The organism is Acinetobacter sp. V89_4, from assembly GCF_029967875.1.
GTDB lineage: Bacteria > Pseudomonadota > Gammaproteobacteria > Pseudomonadales > Moraxellaceae > Acinetobacter > Acinetobacter oleivorans.
This window is the reverse complement of record NZ_JASCAI010000029.1, coordinates 179231-201106: the sequence shown is the minus strand read 5'-3', so window position 1 is coordinate 201106 and position 21876 is coordinate 179231. Positions and strand designations below refer to the sequence as shown.

Annotated in this window: 21 protein-coding genes and 1 pseudogene; 8 read left to right on the top strand and 14 right to left on the bottom strand. The window is 37.8% G+C overall.

Annotated elements, in window-relative coordinates; translation table 11 throughout:
* Positions 1–1218, bottom strand: coding sequence for a hypothetical protein (locus tag QLG01_RS16835; protein ID WP_282496978.1), 1218 nt, complete (start codon positions 1216–1218; stop codon positions 1–3).
* Between the two features lie 265 nt (positions 1219–1483).
* Between QLG01_RS16835 and QLG01_RS16830 the strand changes: the two genes are divergently transcribed.
* Together QLG01_RS16830 and QLG01_RS16825 are read left to right on the top strand one after the other, a co-directional pair.
* The gene (locus QLG01_RS16830) at positions 1484–2185 is read left to right on the top strand and encodes a VIT family protein (RefSeq protein ID WP_151766872.1); all 702 of its coding nucleotides are present in this window, start codon (positions 1484–1486) and stop codon (positions 2183–2185) included.
* Positions 2186–2302: 117 nt separating this feature from the next.
* Positions 2303–3349 (top strand): nitronate monooxygenase, encoded by a 1047-nt coding sequence (locus QLG01_RS16825; RefSeq protein WP_151766871.1) that lies wholly within the window; start codon positions 2303–2305, stop codon positions 3347–3349.
* A 37-nt stretch (positions 3350–3386) separates the two neighbouring features.
* On the opposite strand, the gene dusB is transcribed toward QLG01_RS16825, so the two are convergent.
* On the bottom strand, positions 3387–4412 hold the full coding sequence (dusB, locus tag QLG01_RS16820; protein ID WP_005307422.1) for a tRNA dihydrouridine synthase DusB: 1026 nt from the start codon (positions 4410–4412) through the stop codon (positions 3387–3389).
* An 83-nt stretch (positions 4413–4495) separates the two neighbouring features.
* Here dusB and QLG01_RS16815 point away from each other — a divergent pair, with 83 nt between their 5' ends.
* Together QLG01_RS16815 and QLG01_RS16810 are read left to right on the top strand one after the other, a co-directional pair.
* Positions 4496–5704 (top strand): DUF1615 domain-containing protein, encoded by a 1209-nt coding sequence (locus QLG01_RS16815; RefSeq protein WP_199944324.1) that lies wholly within the window; start codon positions 4496–4498, stop codon positions 5702–5704.
* Complete coding sequence (locus tag QLG01_RS16810; protein ID WP_282496977.1) at positions 5671–6327, top strand: HAD-IB family hydrolase; 657 nt, start codon at positions 5671–5673, stop codon at positions 6325–6327. Before QLG01_RS16815 ends, QLG01_RS16810 begins: the two co-directional genes overlap by 34 nt.
* 26 nt (positions 6328–6353) lie before the next feature.
* Here QLG01_RS16810 and proB read toward each other — a convergent pair whose 3' ends face one another.
* The 8 genes from proB to uvrB all read right to left on the bottom strand — a co-directional run bounded on the left by proB (position 6354) and on the right by uvrB (position 15901).
* Positions 6354–7487, bottom strand: coding sequence for a glutamate 5-kinase (proB, locus tag QLG01_RS16805; RefSeq protein ID WP_151826778.1), 1134 nt, complete (start codon positions 7485–7487; stop codon positions 6354–6356).
* A 15-nt stretch (positions 7488–7502) separates the two neighbouring features.
* Positions 7503–8723 carry an Obg family GTPase CgtA gene (gene cgtA / locus QLG01_RS16800; protein ID WP_004790763.1) on the bottom strand — a complete coding sequence of 407 codons (1221 nt, stop codon included), beginning with the start codon at positions 8721–8723 and terminating at the stop codon, positions 7503–7505.
* 182 nt (positions 8724–8905) lie between these two features.
* A complete protein-coding gene (locus tag QLG01_RS16795) occupies positions 8906–9580 on the bottom strand; it encodes a hypothetical protein (protein WP_005307432.1) in 675 nt (224 codons plus the stop codon).
* An 11-nt stretch (positions 9581–9591) separates the two neighbouring features.
* Positions 9592–10317: a hypothetical protein gene (locus tag QLG01_RS16790; RefSeq protein WP_004790761.1), complete on the bottom strand. Its 726-nt coding sequence runs from the start codon at positions 10315–10317 to the stop codon at positions 9592–9594.
* Between the two features lie 149 nt (positions 10318–10466).
* Positions 10467–11924 (bottom strand): glyceraldehyde-3-phosphate dehydrogenase, encoded by a 1458-nt coding sequence (locus tag QLG01_RS16785; protein WP_004790760.1) that lies wholly within the window; start codon positions 11922–11924, stop codon positions 10467–10469.
* Between the two features lie 216 nt (positions 11925–12140).
* Positions 12141–13088 carry an EamA family transporter RarD gene (rarD, locus tag QLG01_RS16780; RefSeq protein ID WP_081402201.1) on the bottom strand — a complete coding sequence of 316 codons (948 nt, stop codon included), beginning with the start codon at positions 13086–13088 and terminating at the stop codon, positions 12141–12143.
* A gap of 110 nt (positions 13089–13198) precedes the next feature.
* On the bottom strand, positions 13199–13786 hold the full coding sequence (locus tag QLG01_RS16775) for a lipocalin family protein (RefSeq protein ID WP_005307444.1): 588 nt from the start codon (positions 13784–13786) through the stop codon (positions 13199–13201).
* Positions 13787–13879: 93 nt separating this feature from the next.
* Positions 13880–15901 carry an excinuclease ABC subunit UvrB gene (gene uvrB / locus QLG01_RS16770; RefSeq protein WP_174740113.1) on the bottom strand — a complete coding sequence of 674 codons (2022 nt, stop codon included), beginning with the start codon at positions 15899–15901 and terminating at the stop codon, positions 13880–13882.
* 180 nt (positions 15902–16081) lie between these two features.
* Between uvrB and QLG01_RS16765 the strand changes: the two genes are divergently transcribed.
* Both QLG01_RS16765 and QLG01_RS16760 read left to right on the top strand, forming a co-directional pair.
* The gene (locus QLG01_RS16765) at positions 16082–16873 is read left to right on the top strand and encodes a hypothetical protein (RefSeq protein ID WP_004790757.1); all 792 of its coding nucleotides are present in this window, start codon (positions 16082–16084) and stop codon (positions 16871–16873) included.
* A gap of 175 nt (positions 16874–17048) precedes the next feature.
* Positions 17049–18535, top strand: a pseudogene (locus tag QLG01_RS16760) (sensor domain-containing diguanylate cyclase).
* Here the strand turns inward: QLG01_RS16760 and QLG01_RS16755 are convergent.
* A complete protein-coding gene (locus QLG01_RS16755; RefSeq protein ID WP_002118942.1) occupies positions 18519–18698 on the bottom strand; it encodes a hypothetical protein in 180 nt (59 codons plus the stop codon). The pseudogene QLG01_RS16760 and the gene QLG01_RS16755 sit on opposite strands and share 17 nt — an antisense overlap.
* A gap of 208 nt (positions 18699–18906) precedes the next feature.
* On the opposite strand from QLG01_RS16755, the gene QLG01_RS16750 reads away from it, so the two are divergent.
* Complete coding sequence (locus tag QLG01_RS16750) at positions 18907–20142, top strand: pyridoxal phosphate-dependent aminotransferase (protein ID WP_002118408.1); 1236 nt, start codon at positions 18907–18909, stop codon at positions 20140–20142.
* A 55-nt stretch (positions 20143–20197) separates the two neighbouring features.
* Here the strand turns inward: QLG01_RS16750 and QLG01_RS16745 are convergent, their stop codons facing one another.
* A complete protein-coding gene (locus QLG01_RS16745) occupies positions 20198–20605 on the bottom strand; it encodes a GFA family protein (RefSeq protein WP_282496976.1) in 408 nt (135 codons plus the stop codon).
* A 179-nt stretch (positions 20606–20784) separates the two neighbouring features.
* Here QLG01_RS16745 and QLG01_RS16740 point away from each other — a divergent pair, with 179 nt between their 5' ends.
* Positions 20785–21222 (top strand): PaaI family thioesterase, encoded by a 438-nt coding sequence (locus QLG01_RS16740; RefSeq protein ID WP_016146110.1) that lies wholly within the window; start codon positions 20785–20787, stop codon positions 21220–21222.
* Positions 21223–21237: 15 nt separating this feature from the next.
* Here QLG01_RS16740 and QLG01_RS16735 read toward each other — a convergent pair whose 3' ends face one another.
* Both QLG01_RS16735 and QLG01_RS16730 read right to left on the bottom strand, forming a co-directional pair.
* On the bottom strand, positions 21238–21669 hold the full coding sequence (locus tag QLG01_RS16735) for a hypothetical protein (protein WP_282496975.1): 432 nt from the start codon (positions 21667–21669) through the stop codon (positions 21238–21240).
* 41 nt (positions 21670–21710) lie between these two features.
* Positions 21711–21857 (bottom strand): hypothetical protein, encoded by a 147-nt coding sequence (locus tag QLG01_RS16730; RefSeq protein ID WP_282497029.1) that lies wholly within the window; start codon positions 21855–21857, stop codon positions 21711–21713.
* Positions 21858–21876: the final 19 nt, after the last annotated feature.

The window sequence follows — 21876 nt, the reverse complement described above, 5'->3', positions numbered from 1 at the left end:
TTAGAAATCCTTATAAAAGACGAGTTCCACTCGGGTATTGTTGTAATGATCTTTTGTATTTACTGGCACATCTTTAAAGTAATTGCCATATAGTCGCTCAACACGTAGTTTTATCGGCTGATAATTAAAAGGCTGCCATGAAATGCCGGGGCCATATTCAAATAAATTGTTGTAATACTCATCTTTACTGTCAGCTAAGCCATGCAATTTCAAATAAGCCTGTACAGTTCCGTTCTCACCTCTATAGACATTCAAACCCGTACGTAAGCGTAAATCGCCAATAACGTTATAATCTTCTCTAGAATAAGTTGCTGCATTACCATATAAATCAGTGAAGTAATCATTAAAGCAAAGTGAATGATTACAATTATTTTGAGAATACCACTCTTGATAACCTGTCACCCCACCGACAACACTTTCACGAAATTTATCTCTATTTCGATCAATCAGATCGTAACTTCCCCCTACTTCTAAATACATGCGCACAGGTATAGATGTCCAAGGTTGATAATTAGCGCCCACACCTAGAGTTACTGCATTTTCATCAATAATTTCAGGTCGTACCCCGCCCTGAGATTGGGTATCACGGTTTAGGTTTAAAAAGCCATACACTTGTGCTCGACCATTATCAAGATTCTTACCATAGCGAGCTTTAAGTGGAAAAATCACATCGTCGTAACGTGACTCATATGAAGGTGCAAAATACACATCACGGAAATAAGTTTTGACTTCCCCTCCACTTAAATTCTTTACGGCCTGTGTCGCCTTATTGGCAATATCGGTATCTTTAGATTGCGTAAGCTCCTTAAAAACTACCAAAGCTTCTTTATTATTTTTTTGAGAGTTAAGTAAATAGGCTTCTTGAAGTTTTAAATTATCGTCTGCTGGGTATAATGCCTCTGCTTTTCTTAAACTTTGCAAAGCTGCTTCTTGTTTGCCTATTCTAATCTGCAAATAAGTTAAACTTTTCCATACTTTAATATCTTGAGGTGTCATTTCGCCGAGCTCTAATAATAACTTCTCGGCATTTTCCGGTTGAGTCTTCTCAATTTTATAAAATTGGTCCCATTTATCATAAATCGGATTACCTGGTTTATATTCTTGATTCACAATCTCTTGGGCAAATGTAGTCTCTATGCTTAAGAGGCCTAAAGCTGGACAGATCGAACCAATAACGATGAGGGAACGGGTTAGAGATTTTATTGTTTTGTTATTCATTGAGACCTCTAGAGTAAAGTGGATAGAATGTTTGCGTAGAAGTAAGATTAAAATTTAATCAATAAATATTATAATTAAACTTATAAATTACACTATTTTGTAAGTAGGCTAGATTCCATAAATTGTTCATTTTATCTCCTTTTATATTATGTTTTAAAAAGTAGTTATCTGATTGTTTTTCCTATAATGACACATTTTTTAATCGTATTATTGTAAATAATCTTATAGGATAAGATAAAAATTTATAACTAAAAAAGGTAAAGTCATGTCCTTTTCCCAACATCCAGAACATCATTTTATTCACCGCTCAGGTTGGTTAAGGGCAGCCGTTTTAGGCGCTAATGATGGAATTATTTCTGTTACTAGTCTAATCATGGGAATGGCTGCAAGTGGAGCCACTGCTCATACGCTTCTTATTACCTGTATTGCTGGTTTAATTTCTGGCGCAACCTCTATGGCAGCCGGAGAATATATTTCTGTAAAATCACAAGAAGATATTGAAAAAGCAGACTTAAAATTTGAGGCACAAGAACTCAAAAAGCATCCGCAGCGTGAGTTGGATGAGCTCACCCAAATTTATATAGCCAGAGGCTTAGCACCAGATTTAGCTCGACAAGTTGCGACTGAACTTACAAATCATGATGCCTTAGGTGCTCACGCACGTGATGAAATTGGTATTCATGAAAATACAGCAGCAAATCCTGTTCAAGCCGCATTAGCTTCAGCTGGCTCATTTTCATTTGGGGCATTGTTTCCTATGCTCGCTATTTCACTCAGCCCTGATATATGGATCGAAAAAACAGTTTTAATATTTGGCATTATTTCATTAGCTTTTTTAGGAGCGTTATCAAGTCATTTCGCAGGTACTTCGAAACTGAAAGGAAGTTTACGCATTACCTTGTGGGGAATTTTAGCGATGGCTTTTTCAAGCTGGATCGGATCTTTGTTTCATGTTACTCCACTTTAAAAAACCAGAACTTTTAAATATTTAAGAAATAAATATTTAAAAACTAAATGCCCAATATTATTTGCTCTTGGTTCTGATTTCACGTTATGGTGAAGAGAAAGAAATGAGGTGAATAAAATGACCCTGTTACAACAACTTGAAATTAAGCATCCTATTTTTCTTGCCCCTATGGCGGGTGTATCTACCCCTGAACTTGCTGCAGAAGTTTCTAATCAGGGTGGTCTTGGGTCATTAGGACTTGGAGCAAATACGGCGCAAAGTGCTCGAGAACAAATTTTAAAAACTCAAACACTTACAGAAAAATCATTTCAGGTTAATTTTTTCTGCCATCAGCCCGAACAACTTAACCCTCAAACCTCAGCACAATGGATTGAATATTTACGGCCACAGTTTGAAAAGTTCGGAGAACAGCCTCCTCAAAGCTTAAACTGTATTTATCCAAGTTTTCTTGATAACGATGATTTTCTAAATGTCGTATTAGAAACTAAACCTAAAGCTGTAAGTTTTCATTTTGGCATTCCCCATCCCCATCAAATTCAGGCATTAAAAGATGCCGGAATTATCACTATGGTTTCTGCTACTAATTTAGTTGAAGCACAAGCCATTGAAGCGGCTGGTATTGATATTATTATTGCTCAAGGGATTGAAGCAGGCGGACACCGAGGAATCTTTAATAAGACTTTTGATGCAGCAATTAAAACAAGTGATTTAGTACATCTTATTGTCAAACATTGCAAACGACCTGTGGTAGCCGCTGGTGGTATTATGAACGGTGCACAAGCACGACATATGTTGAGCTTGGGAGCTACAGCTGTTCAACTCGGAACTGCTTTCGTTCAATGTCCATCTTCAAATGCATCTGCCGAGTACCGTAAAGCTTTATTTAATGAGCCTGTGACGCAAATTAGTGCCAGTCTTTCTGGACGTCCGGCCCGTGGATTGCTCAACCATTGGCATACACAAATTGATTTACCTAATCGCCCTCCTCAACCAGAATATCCATATACTTATGATTTGGCTAAGCAACTCAATGCAATTGCAAGCAAAAATAAAGACTATGGCTTCGGTGCTTTTTGGGCGGGTAGTAATGTCTCACAAATACGTGAATTAGCTGCTGCCGATTTAGTTAATCAGTTAGTGGTAGAAATGCTAGAAGATGAGTAAATTTAAAAAAGCCAGTAAACATTTACTGGCTTTTTCTTTAATGAGTTTCTAATAAGTTAACCTGTTCAACTTGCACATCACTCATCAAATTGCCTTCAGCTAATAACTGATTAAAATAGTTTTCGACCACTAATGCTTGTTCAGCAGTACTTTCAACTTTATACATATTTTGGCGAAATTCGTTACTTGAGCGTAATCCTTTTGTGTACCAAGCAATATGTTTACGGGCAATACGACATCCAGAATATTCACCATAAAATTGATAAAGTTCTGATAAATGCCCAAGTAGTACATGCTGCACCTCTTCAATATTAGGTGCAGCTAAGTGCTCTCCAGTTTTTAAATAATGAGCAATTTCACGGAAAATCCATGGTCGACCTTGGGCAGCACGACCAATCATGATTGCATCAGCACCTGTATAATCGAGCACATATTTTGCCTTTTCAGGACTATCAATATCACCGTTTGCAATAAGTGGAATATTGATTAACTCTTTGACATGTTTGATCAAATCATAACGTGCTGTATTTAAATACATGTCTTCACGGGTGCGACCATGTAAAGCCAATGCAGCAATTCCCGCTTCTTCTGCTCTTTTTGCGACTCTTAAAATATTTTCTTGACCATTTAAAAAGCCCAAACGGGTTTTTAATGTCACAGGAACCTCAACAGCAGTAACCACTGCATCAAGAATTCGTGCCACTAAATCTTCATCTTGTAATAATGCTGAACCAGCAAGTTTGTTACATACTTTTTTGGCTGGACATCCCATATTGATATCAACAATTTGTGCGCCATTTGCCACTTGATAACGTGCAGCTTCTGCTAATTGCTCAGGATCAGAACCTGCAATTTGAGCAGAAATTGGAGCGAGTTCGCCGTCAAAATTTGCACGGTAGAGGCTCTTTTTGCTCATCCGCAAAGTCTTATCGGCAGTCATCATTTCACTGACTGCATGGCCTGCGCCAAAATACTTGCAGAGCGTTCTAAATGGACGGTCAGTGACCCCAGCCATTGGAGCAACGATTAAATTATTTGACAGTTGATAGGGACCAATATACATATATATTCATACAATTGATGATCAACATAGTATACTTCATCCGCTTAATCGGCTCATCTTTTTATGCAGGTGCTTTCCTCGCCATGAACAAACCGTTGTCTTCCCGTTTTTTATTAAAATCATTCGGTATGGTTGCCGTGTGCATGAGTTTAGCTGCTTGTGGAGATAAAGCTTGGTGGTCAAATAATGATGAGCCTGAATTAGAAAGCCAACAGATTAAAAAGTTAATTCCATCGCGTGTGCATGATCGTGAATCATGGGCTAAAGATATTGATGACATTATGAAAGACTTGGATATTCCTAAAACCAAGAAAAATGTCTGTAGTATTGTGGCTGTAGTAGATCAAGAATCTAACTTTGTTGCCAACCCTCAAGTACCGGGTTTAGGCCAAAAAGCAGTTGAAGAAGTCAGCACACGTTTAAATGAAAAGTTTGAAGATAAGCTTGGCAAAACCATTGGTGGAACAATTGCGGGTTATTTTGAAGAAGTGCTAAGAACTCAGCCTTCTCCCGATAACAACTATATGAGCCAAATGCGTAAGGTTAAAACCGAGAAAGACCTCGATTTACTTTACCGAGAAATTTTCGATTTTATGGCTAAGCATTACCATGTGAGTGCATTAACAGGTGCGGCCAAATTAGTTGGACAAGATATTGGTGAGAAAATGAACCCTATTACGACTTTGGGTTCTATGCAAGTTCATATTAACTATGCGAAAGCTAATAAACGCTCAAGCATGAATACTGCTGCACTTCGTGATGACTTATATACTGAATATGGCGGTTTATATTATGGTATTCATCGTTTAATGGTTTATCCAGCAGACTATGATAAAGCCATTTATCGATTTGCAGACTATAACTCAGGTATGTATTCTAGCCGTAATGCTGCTTTTCAAAGCATGTTAAATGACCTAACAGATACTGAAATCAGTCTTGATGGAGATCTGCTTCTTTACACAAAAGATGGTGATCCACGCCCGACTCAAAGCCAGTCAGAAAAAGAACTGATTACTGTATTTGCAAAAAATAATGTATTGGTTACCCCACGACAAATTCGTGATGATCTTAAATTAGAAAAAGAGAAAAAGTTTGAAAGTACTCAAACCTATATTGCTCTGACGAAACTTTATAAAGCAAAGACAGGTAAAGACCCTATCTATGCAATGATGCCACAAGTGGTCATTTCTGGGCCAAAATTAAGTCGTGACTATAATACCAACTGGTATGCAACCCGCGTAAACGGACGATATGAATCATGTATGCAACGAGCGAAACGCATAAGACTATAAAAAGTCTCGCCCTGTTCGATTTTGATGGAACCTTGTGTAGTAAAGATAGTTTTACAGGGTTCATCTTTTATGCTTTGTCTAAGCGCCATATTGTTAAACAAGGTTTGAAAATCCTGCCATGGATTCAAGCCTACTATCTTAACTTTTATCCAGCCCATGCTATGCGTGCCAAGTTATTTCGTAGCATGTTCAAAAATACCCCTGCAATTGAGCTGCAAAGATTAGGTGAAGAATATGCTCAAGATTTAGTCTCTTCGCTTTCACCTGAACTTTTCGCACAGTTACAACACCATCAGTTACGTGGTGATCGAGTGGTACTGGTTTCAGCTTCAATTGATGTCTACCTTGCCCCACTTTGCAAACTACTGAATATCGAATTAATTTGTACTGAAACTCAAATTAAAAACGGCATGATGACAGGTTACTACTCCACCCCAGATTGTAGTAGTGAACAAAAGAAGTTAAGAATACATCAGCAATATACGCTCCAGCATTACCATCAAGTTTATGCGTATGGTAATAGCTCAGAAGACCTAGATATGCTCAGTCTCGCGACACACCCCTATATGGTGGGTGAAGACCGTGTGCTACCTAGTTTAACACCAGAAAAAAAGCTCGCATAAAGCGAGCTTTTTTATTTAGACATAACTTAATAAATTGCCATATGATCGCGATGAATCATTTCAAGTGAACGAGCTTCACCTAACACTTGATAAACCTTATCTGAGGCTAAGCCTTTAATAATTTCAGCAGATCGTGAACTGAAATTCACTCGACCTACTGCAATACGTTTACCTTGTTTATCTACACATTCAACCACATCGCCACGATCAAAATGTCCTTCAACAGTTTTAACTCCAACAGGGAGCAAACTGCGATGTTTTAATTTAATCGCTTCAACAGCACCATCATCAATTACAAGACGGCCTGCCGTTTGTAAATGAGCAGCGAGCCATTGTTGATGAGCAGTCATACGGTCTTTATCTGTAGTAAACAACGTACCTAGCATTTCACCTGCCATCGCACGTGACAAGACATTATCACTTTCACCACTCGCAATGAGTGTTGGACAACCAGACTTAGCAGCTAAACGTGCGGCACGAACCTTAGTCACCATACCACCTCTGCCAAGCACACCGCCACCGCCAGCCATTTCGAATAAAACATCATCCATGGCACGAACAGTAGAGAGTAATTTCGCATCGGGGTTGTGACGCGGATCTGAGTCAAACATACCCTGCTGATCAGTTAAAATAATCAACAATTCTGCATGAACCTGACCTGCAACCATCGCAGCTAAAGTATCGTTATCACCAAAGCGAATCTCGTCGGTAGATACCGTGTCATTTTCATTAATAACCGGAATTACACGCCAATCAATCAAGTTTTGCAAAGCATCACATGAGTTTAAATAACGACGGCGGTCTGCTAAATCATCATGAGTGAGTAAAACCTGAGCAGTACGAATGCCATGTTCTTCAAGTACACTAGACCAAGTATGAATTAAACCCATCTGCCCAATTGCAGCACAGGCTTGTAGACTGGGTAGATCGGTGGGTCGACTTGCAAGCTTCATACGAACCATACCTTCAGCCACAGCTCCAGAAGACACTAAAATAATTTCGTGTCCGGCATCGTGTAGATCTGCAATCTGTTTCGCCCAATGCGAAATAGCATTCAAATCTAAACCTTGCCCATTGGCTGTGAGTAAAGATGATCCGATTTTAACAACGATTCGTTTACACTCACTGAGCTGACGTTGCCCATCGACCACTTCTATCATGTTTTCCTCGGTTTTTTAGTCACGAACGTAGATGCTTTCTACATCATTGTCGTCTTCATCATCGTCAAAATCATCATCATCGCCCAACATGCCTTCCAGACGTTGTGCTCGACGCATAGCACGATATGCTTCTTTTGCCGCAATGGTTTGTTCACGTGTTTCAACTTCTAGTTGTTCACGGAAAGCTCTTACTTCTGCTGCATATTCAGGATCTTCAACTTCGCGTTCACGTTGTTGTTCAATCTGATCCATGAGGTAATACACAACGTCTTTTGTACCTTCACTTAATAGACCTGATGTCTTAAAGACAGGTCCAGTCCACTCTAGTTCATCTAGAATATGCTGACACCACTCTTCACGACTTTCTTCAGCAATCTGATCCAGTTTATTCAGTACTAAAACAATCGGTAGTTTAGCCAATGTAGGAGAAAACTTAGCTAACTCATTCATAATTGCTTTTGCATTATGCGCAGGATCCGAACCGTCAATTGGTTGCACATCAATAATGTGTAAAAGTATACGCGTACGTGCCAAATGTTTAAGGAAACGAATTCCCAAACCAGCACCTTCCGCTGCACCTTCAATCAAACCAGGAATATCGGCCATTACAAATGAACGATGACGGTCAGCATCTACAACGCCAAGGTTTGGAACCATGGTTGTAAATGGATAATCTGCTACTTTTGGTTTTGCAGCACTTACAGCACGAATAAAGGTTGATTTACCAGCATTTGGCATACCCAATAAACCAACATCTGCCAATACTTTTAATTCAAGACGAATTTCACGAAATTCACCTTTGATGCCTGTCGTACATTTACGCGGAGCACGGTTAGTTGATGATTTAAAGTGGGTATTCCCCAAACCACCATCACCACCACCTGCAACCAGAATTCTTTGGCCATCTTCAACCAAATCGCCAATAATATCGCCTGAATCTGTATCAACAATTGTTGTACCAACGGGTACTTTTAAAACCACATCTTCACCACCACGTCCGGTACAGTTAGCACCTGCACCATTCTTTCCGCGTTCAGCACGGAACTTACGTGTGTAACGGTAATCGACTAGCGTACTTGTATCATCATCAGCTTGAATATAGATACTTCCACCACGTCCGCCATCACCACCATCTGGGCCACCAAATGGTACAAATTTTTCACGGCGAAAACTGGCTACGCCATTGCCACCGTCGCCAGCCTCTACGGTAATGACTGCTTCATCAACAAAGCGCATCTGCCAATCCTCTAAAAACTCTAAAACCGCCTATTCTGCCATATTTTCATAAAATTCTCGAATAGAAAATGGGACAATTCCCATTTATAACGGTCTGTTTTTATCTTTAAGTCATCAAAAGCAATTTAGATTTACAAATACGGGCTTTACCCAACATAAAATGCAGAATAACTATTTAATTTTTAAGGATGCACATTGCGCAGTGGCAAGGTCATTTGCATATCAAGATTTGCTTTTGTTTTTGGAACCGAATTATACATGATCGCATTAAATGAAGAGACATTCCCCATTTCCATAGGGTCATTCACTTGTAGACTTGGGTTAAACCGATGTTTAACAGATAAATTTACTGGCTCATCAAATTCAAAATAAACAGGACCATCAAAAACAATTTTAACTGGAATGGTATAACTACGTTTTAAATTAAAAGGAACATCTAGCTTGATAGGAATATCTAGCTTAAGTGGAAATTTTGGTAAAAATTTACTTTGGTAGACGAGGTCTGTAGTAGTTTCAAGAGGCATAACCTGATCAATTTTTAAAGTTGTTGAATAGTCAACGCTCACTGTAATTGGTGTCTCTACAGCAAAACTTAAATCTGCCAGATATTTCCCTTTTAAAGGTAAAGTTAGTTGGCGGTCTATATCTAATGTTGTATCAAGTTTACCAATAGATTGAACCTGTAAAGTATTGCCAACTTGAATCTTTGTTTCTAAAGAGTCAGGCAAACTAATATCCGCATTATGAGCCGAAACAACTAAATTAGCTTGAATATTGAGATATACCCAAAACATAACAGCAGCAAGGATCATCATTAAGAAAAAACTGATCAACATACTCTTGAGTGAACGAAACATTACTATTCACCCTATTGATCAGTTGTTGTCTGCGATGTTTCTGAACCCACTACCCGATTTAATCGCATAGTGGACAGAGGAATTTTTAACTCACCATTTGCAATCTTCACAGGCAATGTGTTTTTCACATCAACCGAAGCATTTAGTGCTGTTTTAACAGGGACATTCAAATTACCCTCAATTGGAATATTAGTATCCAATCTTGCTTTTAGAGGAATATGGAGATTTTCTTTTAATACCGTCCGCACTGGCGCATCAAATTTTAAATGAACCTTTTGCTCAAGCGGAACATTAATATCAATCGGAACATCAAGTTTTAATGGAATTGTTCCTTTTAATGGTAACGTAATATCACGTCCTAAAACCCTCACTTGAACCTTCGTATCGATTGGTAAATTCTGTTCAACTTTTAATGTTTCTTTGACAGGAATGGTGGTGCTAATCGGCACCATATTATCGAAGTAAACACGTGGCGTTAATGTCTGGGTTAATGGAATATTCAGTTTCTCATCAATTGGAATACTGGCATTTACCCGCCCTTTTACATCCACGTTTAAAGCATCTTGTACTTTAACCTTAACTTGTAGAGGTTCTTGCAAGTCAATAGCAACTGCTTGATTCTTCAAAGGAATGTAAATATTAAAATGCTTAAACACCCATATTGCAATGAGTACACCACATAAATTGGCAATAATGATGAATATAAAAACGACCAACAAACGTTTAAACTGCGACAATTCCTATCCCTTACTATTTTCTTTTTTTCCTTAATTCCTATTCTCATTTATTTACAAAAAATAGTCAGCATATATTTTGTACGGTTGTAAAAAAACCCAGTCTAAACTGGGTCTTTTTGTGAAAATCTTTTATAGATCGTTAAATGATCTTAAGCATTCAATTCTGCTGGAATTTTTTTGTAACTTACGCCGCACATTTGTTCAGCGATACGTAATACCTGACAGCTATAACCAACTTCGTTATCGTACCAAACATAAGCAGTTAAACGGTTACCAGAAGTAATCGTTGCTTGAGCATCATACACACCAGCAGTACGAGAACCGATAAAGTCACTCGATACAACTTCAGTCGAGTTGGTATAACCAATTTGACCTTGAAGGCTAGAGTTAATCGAAATTTGACGAATGTATTCGTTCACTTCTTCACGATCAACTTCTTTATCAAGCGTTAAGTTCAAGATAGCAAGAGATACGTTTGGCGTAGGAACACGTACAGAGTTACCAGTTAACTTACCTTTCAATGCAGGTAATGCTTTAGCAACAGCTTTAGCAGCACCAGTTTCAGTAATAACCATGTTCAATGTAGCTGCACGACCACGACGATCTGCTTTATGGTAGTTATCAATTAAGTTCTGGTCATTTGTAAATGAGTGAACAGTTTCAACGTGACCGTTAAGAACTTTATATTTGTCATCCAATACTTTAAGAATTGGAGTAATTGCATTTGTTGTACAACTTGCAGCAGAGATGATTTTGTCTTCATCTAAGATATCTGTGTTGTTTACGCCAAATACAACGTTTTTCATTTCGCCTTTACTTGGTGCAGTCAATACAACACGTGCAACGCCTGGGCATTTCAAGTGTTGGCTCAGACCTTCAGCATCACGCCATTTACCAGTGTTATCGATTAAAAGCGCGTTTTGAATACCGTATTCAGTATAGTCAACTTCACTTGGGCTTGATGCATAAATCACTTTAATGAAGTTACCGTTAGCAATGATTGCTTCGTTTTCTTCATCAACAGCGATTGTACCAGCGAAAGTGCCATGAATAGAGTCACGACGAAGTAAAGAAGCACGTTTTGCTAAATCGCCATCAGAAGATTTACGCACAACGATTGCTTTAAGGCTTAGGCCACGACCTAAACCTGATTGGCTAATGATTAAACGAGCCAAGATACGGCCAATACGACCAAAACCATAAAGAACTACATCTTTAGGCTGTTCAGAAGTTGCACTACCTTTAATTGACTCAACTGCTTGAGCAACAAAAGCGTCAACATCACCGCCTTTTTCTTTATATTCAACTGCAAGTTTACCGATATCAACTTCTGCAGAACCAATGTTTTCAACTTTTGCTAAAGCTTCTAAAATTGGAAATGTATTTACAACAGAAAGCTCAACATCTACAACACGTGTACGACGGTGAGTTTTCAAAATTTGAATAACAGAACGGTTAATTAAAGAGCGACCGTAAACAGATACGACAATATTTTTTTCACGGTATAATTGACCGATTACGGCAATCATACGTTCCGCGATTTCTTCACGGTTTTTCCAACGGCCTTGGTGTTCAGCATGCAGGGCGATGATAGTGTCTTTGCTCACAGATACGTCCTCTAATTAATTATATCTAGGCGTGATTTTTTAAACCCCGTAATTGTAATGGAATTATCGACAAGAATGAATCAAAAGCTGACGTTAGTGGCTAGATTTTCCTAAAATTCATCATAAATTCATAAAATACCTATAATTATTTTTTATTATCTTATTGTTTAAAGCAGCTAAATTTTTGCTTTTTCTTACTTTTTAGATTCTGATGCTCTAATCATGAGCATCATTTTTTAATCTTTTTTGATATTTTGCGACGTTTAGCTGCAAATTTTTGGCTTTTTGACGTTGTTGATAAAGGTGAACTGCGCCTTCTAAAACGAGTACAAATACTGCACACCAGATCGGAATATAAGTAAACCATTCTTCTTGGCCAATACTCTCCCCTAAAACTAGAGAAGCTAAAGCAAGCAAAACTGGTTCCAGATATCCTAAAAGTCCAAACACAACTAAAGGTAAAAAGCGACTTGCCAGAATATAACTTCCCAAACCAATAGCACTTAAAATTCCAAGCCCAATAATGATCAAAGCAAGGCTCGGTTGATCTATAAATTTGCTATAAGGGAGTAAACCTGTATGAGTTAAATAAATCGCAATCGGCAAAATAATGACTAAGTCCCACCAAAAGCCGCCTAAATTGTCTGTTTTAATTTTTTTACGCAATAAAAAGTAGGCAGAATAACCAACCGCAACCAATGCAGTTTCCCAAGCAATGCTTCCTAAACGCCAGATTTCATGGCCCACACCAATGACAGCAAGAATAATTGCGACCCATTGAAATTTTGATATTTTTTCGCCATATAGCACACTTCCAGCCAATACTAAAACAAGCGGCAATAGAAAATATCCTAAAGATACTTGTAGGCCTCGCCCATGCATAGGCCCCCATAAAAACAGCCAAAGTTGGACTGAAGTTAAAACGGAGGTTGTGATTAACAACAATAATAAAGATGGCTTAGCCAAAATACGCTGGTAGATATTTTTGATATACGCTAAATCGCCACTCCACCACATAAACAAAGTTAGAAATGGGATTGTTGCAATAATCCGCCATCCGAAAGTTTGTTCACTATCAAGCTGGCCTAACAATTGAGTATAAAAATAAAGTACACCAAAAGTGACAGATGCCATGACAGACAAGCTCACGCCCTTAAACATCACCACCCTCTTAGACTTTATTAAAAACAGCTCACCACAATACTTGATTTATCCACTATAAAAAAGAAAAAACCATGTGAAAACATGGTTTTTTCTTAATCAGACATTTACATTTATTCTTTATGTTCTGTACGGATAATATCGCGAATATCAAAACCCAATGTTTTTGCATAATTTAGATATTCATCCACCACTTCTTGTTCAGGATGAGGAGTTCTTGATAATACCCAAAGATATTTACGAGAAGGTTCTCCTACTAAAACAGTTTGATAGTCTTCATCTATTTTTAAAATCCAGTAATCTCCGCGAATAACTGGAATCCATCGCACAGCTTCCGGTAAGAAACTCACCTTCAATTTGCTGTTATATGGCGGGTTAACCACGAAGGCTTCACCAATAGATTGCTGTAATTGTTTTCTATTGTCATAGCAGCGATTATCTACAACCACATTTCCATTTTCATTTAAGGTGTAAGTTGCAGATACGTTATAAGCACATTTTTTTTGGAAAAATGCAGGCTTACGGGCGACTTCATACCAAACACCTAAATATCGGTCCAGTTCAACTTTATAAACAGTTTGCAAGGGTTTCGGCTGAGCATAGACATAGGTTCCAACAGCTAAACCAGCCAAAACGACACCGCCTAACGCAATTTTAGCCAAACGCCAACTGGCTTGCGGAACATTATTTCGAAATGCCATTGTTGCCCTCAACGATTAGTTGTGAATACAAAAGAACTCAAATATCTACAGTAGCTTGTTTTTTAAACACATTATGTAGCGTTATGTATTCATTTATTGCAACATCTGCGCTTTTAATCGAAGAATTTCATCACGTATCCGCGCTGCTTGCTCAAACTGTAAATCTTTCGAGGCCTTCAACATATCTTTTTCAAGCTTAGTAATATGTTTACTAAACAATTTAGGGTCTGAAAGAATATGTCTTTCATCGGCACTCAATGCTTGTGCTTGTTCAAGTACTTTTTCATCAATCTCGTCGTCTGAAAGTACCTCACCCGAGTCAATTTCTTTGACAGCCTGACGAACCGCACTCCGCGGCGTAATACCATGCAACTCATTAAATTCAATTTGCTTGGCTCTACGGCGATCAGTTTCATCTATTGCTTTTTGCATAGAGTCAGTAATTCGGTCAGCATATAAAATTGCTTTACCTTTTACATTACGCGCAGCACGACCGATTGTCTGAATAAGAGAACGTTCCGAACGTAAAAAGCCTTCTTTATCTGCATCTAAAATGGCAACCAAAGAAACTTCTGGCATATCCAGACCTTCACGTAGCAGGTTAATACCGACTAAAACATCGAATACGCCTGTACGTAATTCATGAATAATTTTGACACGTTCAACCGTATCAATATCTGAGTGGAGATAAGCCACCTTAACGCCATATTCTTTTAAATATGAAGTCAGATCTTCTGCCATACGCTTCGTTAAAGTCGTAATTAATACCCTTTCATTCAAATTCTTACGAATATTAATTTCAGAAAGAACATCATCCACTTGGGTTAAGACAGGACGAATCTCAATTTCAGGGTCAATGAGACCTGTTGGACGTACCACCTGTTCAACGATTTGATCTGACTTTTCTAATTCATATTTAGCAGGTGTTGCACTTACAAAAATGGTGGTCGGTACAATACGTTCCCACTCTTCAAACTTCATTGGACGGTTATCAAGCGCACTTGGTAAACGGAAGCCATAGTTTACTAAGTTTTCTTTACGCGATCGGTCACCTTTGTACATCGCTCCAATTTGTGGAACGGTAACGTGTGATTCATCAATAATCAGTAAAGCATCTTCTGGAATATAGTCGAATAAAGTCGGCGGAGCTTCACCAGATGGGCGCCCAGACAAATGACGTGAGTAGTTTTCGATACCATTGGTATAACCCAGCTGTTGCATCATTTCCAGATCGTAACGTGTCCGTTGCTCAATACGCTGTGCTTCGAGCAATTTGTCATGTTCACGGAAGAATTTAAGTTGATCTTGTAATTCATCCTTAATTGTATCGATGGCACGGGTTAAATGATCTTTTGGTGTTACATAGTGGCTTTTCGGATAGATCGTTACCCGAGAAACTTTACGAACCATTTTACCAGTTAGCGGGTCAAACCAACGGATTGAGTCGACCTCATCATCAAATAGTTCAATGCGAATGGCATGTTGATCAGATTCTGCTGGGAAAATATCAATAATTTCACCGCGAATTCGATATGTACCACGTAAGAATTCAAGTTCATTACGCGTATATTGCATTTCAACCAAACGACGGATGATTTCATCACGGCTTACTCGGTCACCCTCGACCACATGCAGCAACATTTGCATATAAGCATTTGGATCACCCAAACCATAAATTGCAGACACCGATGCCACAATAATTGCATCGCGACGTTCTAATAAAGCTCGTGTTGCAGATAATCGCATCTGGTCAATGTGATCATTAATAGCTGCATCTTTTTCGATGAACGTATCCGAAGATGGAACGTAAGCCTCTGGCTGGTAGTAATCGTAATAACTTACAAAATATTCAACCGCATTATTAGGGAAGAAAGATTTAAACTCACCATAAAGTTGGGCAGCCAAAGTTTTGTTATGGGCCATCACAATTGTAGGACGCTGTGTTTGAGCGATCACATTTGCCATGGTATAGGTCTTACCTGAGCCAGTTACCCCTAGCAATAACTGATTACGAAAACCATGCTCGATACCATTGACCAGCTTTTCAATTGCTTGTGGCTGATCACCTGCTGGCTGATAATGAGTGACCAAATCAAAAGGTTGATTTTCGTTCAAAGTTATCTCTCTTTATGAAAAAATTGAATTTGACGTCTCCCCTTTTAATGGGGATTTTTATCTTAATTTAAAGTGCAAATGGAGTTGGAAATTCAATGTAAAAGATTAAGCATCTTAACACTTGACCAATACCATAATCAGTTGCAACATGAAGCTATCCATTAAATAAAAAGCATAACCATGACCTATCAATATCATGATGAAAGTATTGTAACCGAACTTCCAGAAGATACAGTTTTTGTATTTGGTAGTAACCTTGCTGGACAGCACGGTAGCGGCGCAGCACGCGTTGCCAGTCAACACTTCGGAGCAGTTGAAGGTGTGGGGCGCGGCTGGGCTGGTCAAAGCTTTGCAATTCCAACTTTAAATGAACATATCCAACAAATGCCTCTTTCACAAATTGAGCACTACGTTGAAGATTTTAAGATATATGCAAAAAACCATCCTAAAATGAAATATTTTGTCACTGCTTTAGGTTGTGGCATTGCAGGTTATAAAGTCTCTGAAATTGCACCACTCTTTAAAGATATTGATCACAACGTTATCTTTCCAGAATCTTTTAAACCGTATGTTGAAGATAATGCAGTTTCACAATTTCCAACCTTAACTCAAAAGATGGTAAAAAGTTTCATTAATGATGAAGTAATTTTTTACTTTAATCATGGAAGTGAATCTTTTGAAGAAGCCTTAGATAAAACAGATTTATCGGCTGCTGAAAAAGCGATTGCTCTTATTGTTTTAAATGAAGAGCTATACCCTCGGGATCGTTATGGCCGAGGCCGCGATCATGAACTTAGCGATATTTTAGGTAAGCTCAATGGTAAAATTTTTGACCTGCACGGCAACTCTGAGGGTGCCATGATTTTTGTGAGCGCAGTCGTTGCACTCATGGAACTTTATGATTTTGACGAGCAAGACTTTATCAAATTATGGCGTGGTGAAAAGAATATTGACCACCCTATTAATCGTTAATTTCTCTAATAAACTTATGAGCTAAGCAGATAATATCTGCTTTCTCATTATTTTATTTTTACTTACATTTAATTTTCTTATTTTTAATTATTCTAATAAATTTAAGTCCTTTATATTCCCAAATCTTAATTTTTCTCATTATACTTTAAGGCAAACTGAATACTTAAAGAAACATATGGAAACTTTAGATTCTTCAATTTTTGACCTTAGCCCAATTCCAATGTGGATTGAGGATTTCAGTGAAGTTAAACAACAATTTGACCTATGGAGAAATCAAGGTATTGAAAACCTCCATGAATTTTTAAGCCAAAATAAAAATTTAATTATTGAATGTGCCCATAAAATTAAAATTGTTCGTGTAAATCAGAAAACCTTAGAACTCTTTGAAGCAAAAACTCACGAAGAACTATATTCGAGTTTAAATCTTATTTTTAAAAAAGAGATGTTTGAATCACATATTAATGAATTACAAGAACTATGGAATGGTAAAACCCATTTTTCAAGTACGACTGTAAATTACACTTTATCGGGCAAACGTATTGATGTTCAGTTAAGAGGCTCAATTTTACCTGGTTCTGAATCGACTTTTGAACGTGTATTAATTACTACCGAAGACATTACGCCTTATCAAAATGCGCTTCGTGAAGAAGAAAAAAATCGTCGCTTGGCTGAATCCATGTTTATCTACTCACCCACGTCTCTGTGGGTCGAAGATTTCAGCCGTATAAAAAATAGAATTGATCAACTTAGGCTATTGGGAATTGAAGATTTTAGAACTTTTCTAGATGTTCATCCTGAATTTGTCCGCCAATGTGTAGAAGATATTCTGATTTTAGATGTTAATCAGGCAACTCTCGATTTATTTAAGGCCCCTGATAAATCCACACTTTTCAGAAATACACATAAGGTTTTTGCTGAAGAGATGATTGAAACATTTCGCGAGCAACTCATCGAATTATGGCAAGGTAATATTCATCATAAACGTGAAGCCATTAACTACGCTTTAGATGGCCAAATAAGAAATGTCTTGCTTCAATTTACCGTTTTTCCTGGATACGAAGAGACTTGGGGACTTGTACAAGTTGCACTTACCGATATTACAGCGCGAAAAAAAGCGGAAAACTACCTTGAATATTTAGGACAACACGATGTTCTTACCAAACTATATAACCGCGCTTTTTTTACAGAAGAACTGAATCGTTTAAATCGAAGCATTATTCGCCCTGTTTCTTCAATTTTCTTAGATATGAATGGATTAAAAGAAACCAATGATCAGTTTGGTCATGATATTGGGGATGGTTTATTGCGTCGCGTTGGAAATATTTTAAGTCAGGCCATTTTAAATACGCCCTATACGGCTTCTAGAATAGGTGGCGATGAATTCGTGATTTTAATGCCGGGGGCAGATGAGGCGAATGTTCTTATTATGCTTCAAACCATTCAGGAACTTTTCAATATCGACAATCAATATTATTCAAGTCACCCAATTAGCATCGCAATTGGACATGCAACCACTCAAACAAATGAACAAATTGAGGACATGTTAAAGCGAGCGGACCATCACATGTATCAAAAGAAAAAAAGTTATTATCAGGAGATTTTACTCAATCAATAAAAAAACAGGCATATTGCCTGTTTTTCAAAATTAGCGTTTTCCCATAGAACGACGCGTACCACGTGGAGGCATCCACGTTCTATCTGCGTATTGCTCTGGTTTAGGACGTACTTGGTTGTGTACCGCATCGTCGGCTTGATTGCTTTCATTCGGCATTGGGAATGGCAATTTCACCAAAGCCTTTTTCTGTTTTGGCTGTTGCTCAGTCATGATTCATTCTCGAAATTTCGATTGCGACTTATTATAAATGATTTTTATCATTTCTTTCCAAAAAAGCTTCAATTGAATAAAACAGAGACAAGATCTTTCTTAAATCAAACTTTTTTACATCTAAAAATACCCACATCCGCAAATTACTTAATTTTTGCGATAAGATAGTATGCTTTTTATTTTTTAATCCCATAAGAGGAATATTGCCGTGGACGTACGTCTTTCTGATCGTGTCAATGCTATCAAACCGTCCCCTACACTTGCTGTAACCAACAAAGCTGCTGAACTTAAAGCTGCTGGCAAGAACGTGATTGGTTTAGGTGCTGGCGAACCAGACTTTGATACCCCGCAACACATCAAAGATGCTGCAATTGAAGCGATTAATAATGGTTTCACCAAATATACGGCTGTAGATGGTACTCCTGGATTAAAAAAAGCAATTATTGCTAAATTTAAGCGTGATAATAATCTTGATTATCAAGCGAATCAGATTTTGGTTTCATGTGGTGGTAAGCAAAGCTTTTTTAACTTGGCACTTGCTCTATTAAACAAAGGCGATGAAGTTATCATTCCAGCACCTTTCTGGGTAAGCTATCCAGATATGGTTATTATTGCTGAAGGTACTCCAGTCATTGTGAAATGTGGTGAAGACCAACGTTTCAAAATCACTCCTGAACAATTAGAAGCTGCTATTACACCTAATACTCGTTTAGTTGTATTAAACAGCCCTTCTAACCCGACTGGTATGATTTATAGCAAAGCTGAATTAGAAGCTTTAGCTGAAGTTCTACGTCGCCACCCACAAGTATTTGTTGCATCTGACGATATGTATGAACCAATTCGTTGGGAAGATGAGTTCTACAACATCGCAACAGTTGCTCCAGATTTATATGACCGCACGATTGTTTTAAATGGTGTATCTAAAGCATATGCAATGACTGGTTGGCGTATTGGCTATGCAGCCGGCCCAGCAAAAATCATTGGTGCAATGAAAAAGATCCAATCACAGTCAACTTCTAACCCAACTTCTATTTCGCAAGTTGCTGCTGAAGCTGCATTGAATGGTCCACAAGACGTTTTACAACCGATGATCGAAGCGTTTAAACGCCGTCATGACTTAGTTGTAAACGGCTTAAATGACATCAAAGGTATCTCTTGCTTACCTGCTGATGGCGCTTTCTATGCCTATGCAAACATTCGTCCTCTTATTCGTGCAAAAGGCTTAAAATCTTGCACAGAGTTCTCTGAATGGTTATTAGAAGAAACTGGCGTAGCAGTAGTACCTGGTGATGCATTTGGTTTAGGCGGTTTTATGCGTATTTCATATGCAACAGCTGACGAAGTACTTGTTGATGCGTTAGCACGTATCAAAAAAGCTGCTGACTCAATTGAAGGTGTGGATGCTGCTATCGCTTCAATCGAAGCTGAAAAAGCTGCGAAATAATCTGTAAAAATTAAAAGGGCCTCAAAATTGAGGCCCTTTTTTATAATTAAAATTATTATAGGTTAAATAACGCAGCAACCTGAGCCTCGGTCAATTTCTTTGTATCATTTTGAAAAGTATAAAAATCGGGTTTTGAATCAATAAAAATTTCCATATCCAAATTCAAGTCTTCTACTGGCTCATTTAAAGAAAATGCATTGATGTTGCAGTAGCTTTGATCTTTCATTCTCCAAAAAATTGTTGTTCCACAAGCATTACAAAAACCTCGTTCTCCCCAGTCAGAAGAGTTAAATACACTAAGATGCTTTTGCTGAATAAACTTTAAACTACCTTTGACCACATCAATTGTCATAATGACACCACTGGTTTGCCTACGACACATCGAGCAATGGCAAGCATGTACATCATGATTTTTTAATTCAACTTCAAAAGTTGTTTCACCACATAAACACTGACCGTTCATTATTATTTTCCATAAGAAGTTTATATTTTTAGAGTTATAAAATATTCTGCTCAACCAAAATTTACAAGTTCATAAACTATAAAGTGGCCTATATTTCTTGTACTTGACAATATATATTTTAACGCCTAATTTAACATCAAGTTCCATTTTAGAACTTAAAGAATTAAAGGACTCAAAAAATGAAAAATCCGATGGAAATGACTGGTCTTGAATTTTTACAAGCCATGATAGAAGGCCATATTCCTCCTGCAAGCATTAGCAAAACCATACCTATGCAACCTACTGAAATCTCGGAAGGATCTGTTACTTTTAAAGCCCAAGCTGATCATAACCATCTAAATCCACTCGGTGGAGTGCATGGTGGTTTTGCTGCCACCGTCCTAGATTCGGTAACTGGCTGTGCAGTACATACGATGTTACCTGCGGGTGTAGGCTATGGCACAATCGACCTTAACGTGAAAATGTGCCGCCCGATTCCAAAGAACCATCCTTTAATTGCGACAGGCAAAGTCATTAATTTAAGTAAAAATTTAGGTATTTCCGAAGGAAAGATTATTGATGAGGAAGGTAAACTGTATGCCTATGCAACAGCAACCTGCATGATTATTCGTCCCTAATGATTAAAGGCAGCCTTAAACCGCTGCCTTTTTTGTTGAGTAATCTTGATTATTTGGACGTTCACAAGTTTGCGCAATCACATAAGGTGCCCAAATATTTTTAAGTTGAAGTTCTATAATTTCTTGATGCTCAGTAGACCAAGCTAATACTTTATTTTTACCCAACAATAACTCCCCTTCCAATTGAAAAATATATAGAGATTTAGAGGAGTTTAATAATTTCGAGCTTTTTAAAATTTTAAGTGAATTATGCACATTCCATTTAGAACTAAACCAAAGCTGCAGTAAATCGCCTAAATATAAATTCTGTTTTTTGAAAGGATAAGCATCAATCCATGCATCTTCTACAGGTGTGTAATAAGATTCTGATTGAGTTAAGACATTAAGATAATTTTGTTGATAAAAATCAAAATTAGAAAAAATAGAAGCAATCGTAAGTGTTTTCATACTTATCTCCGATTTAGCCATTTTAGTGCTGGCAAGTTGGTTTAAATCCACACTGTTTGGATTTCTCCAAACGCTTGTTCTTTCTTGAATCTAGCAATTGACTTTTTAAAGTTCAAGTAATTTCTTAACACAGCACCCAACTGATCAAATAAAAAGCATACAACACAAAAATGAAGTAAACATGACAATTTAGACTTGACCCTTCTC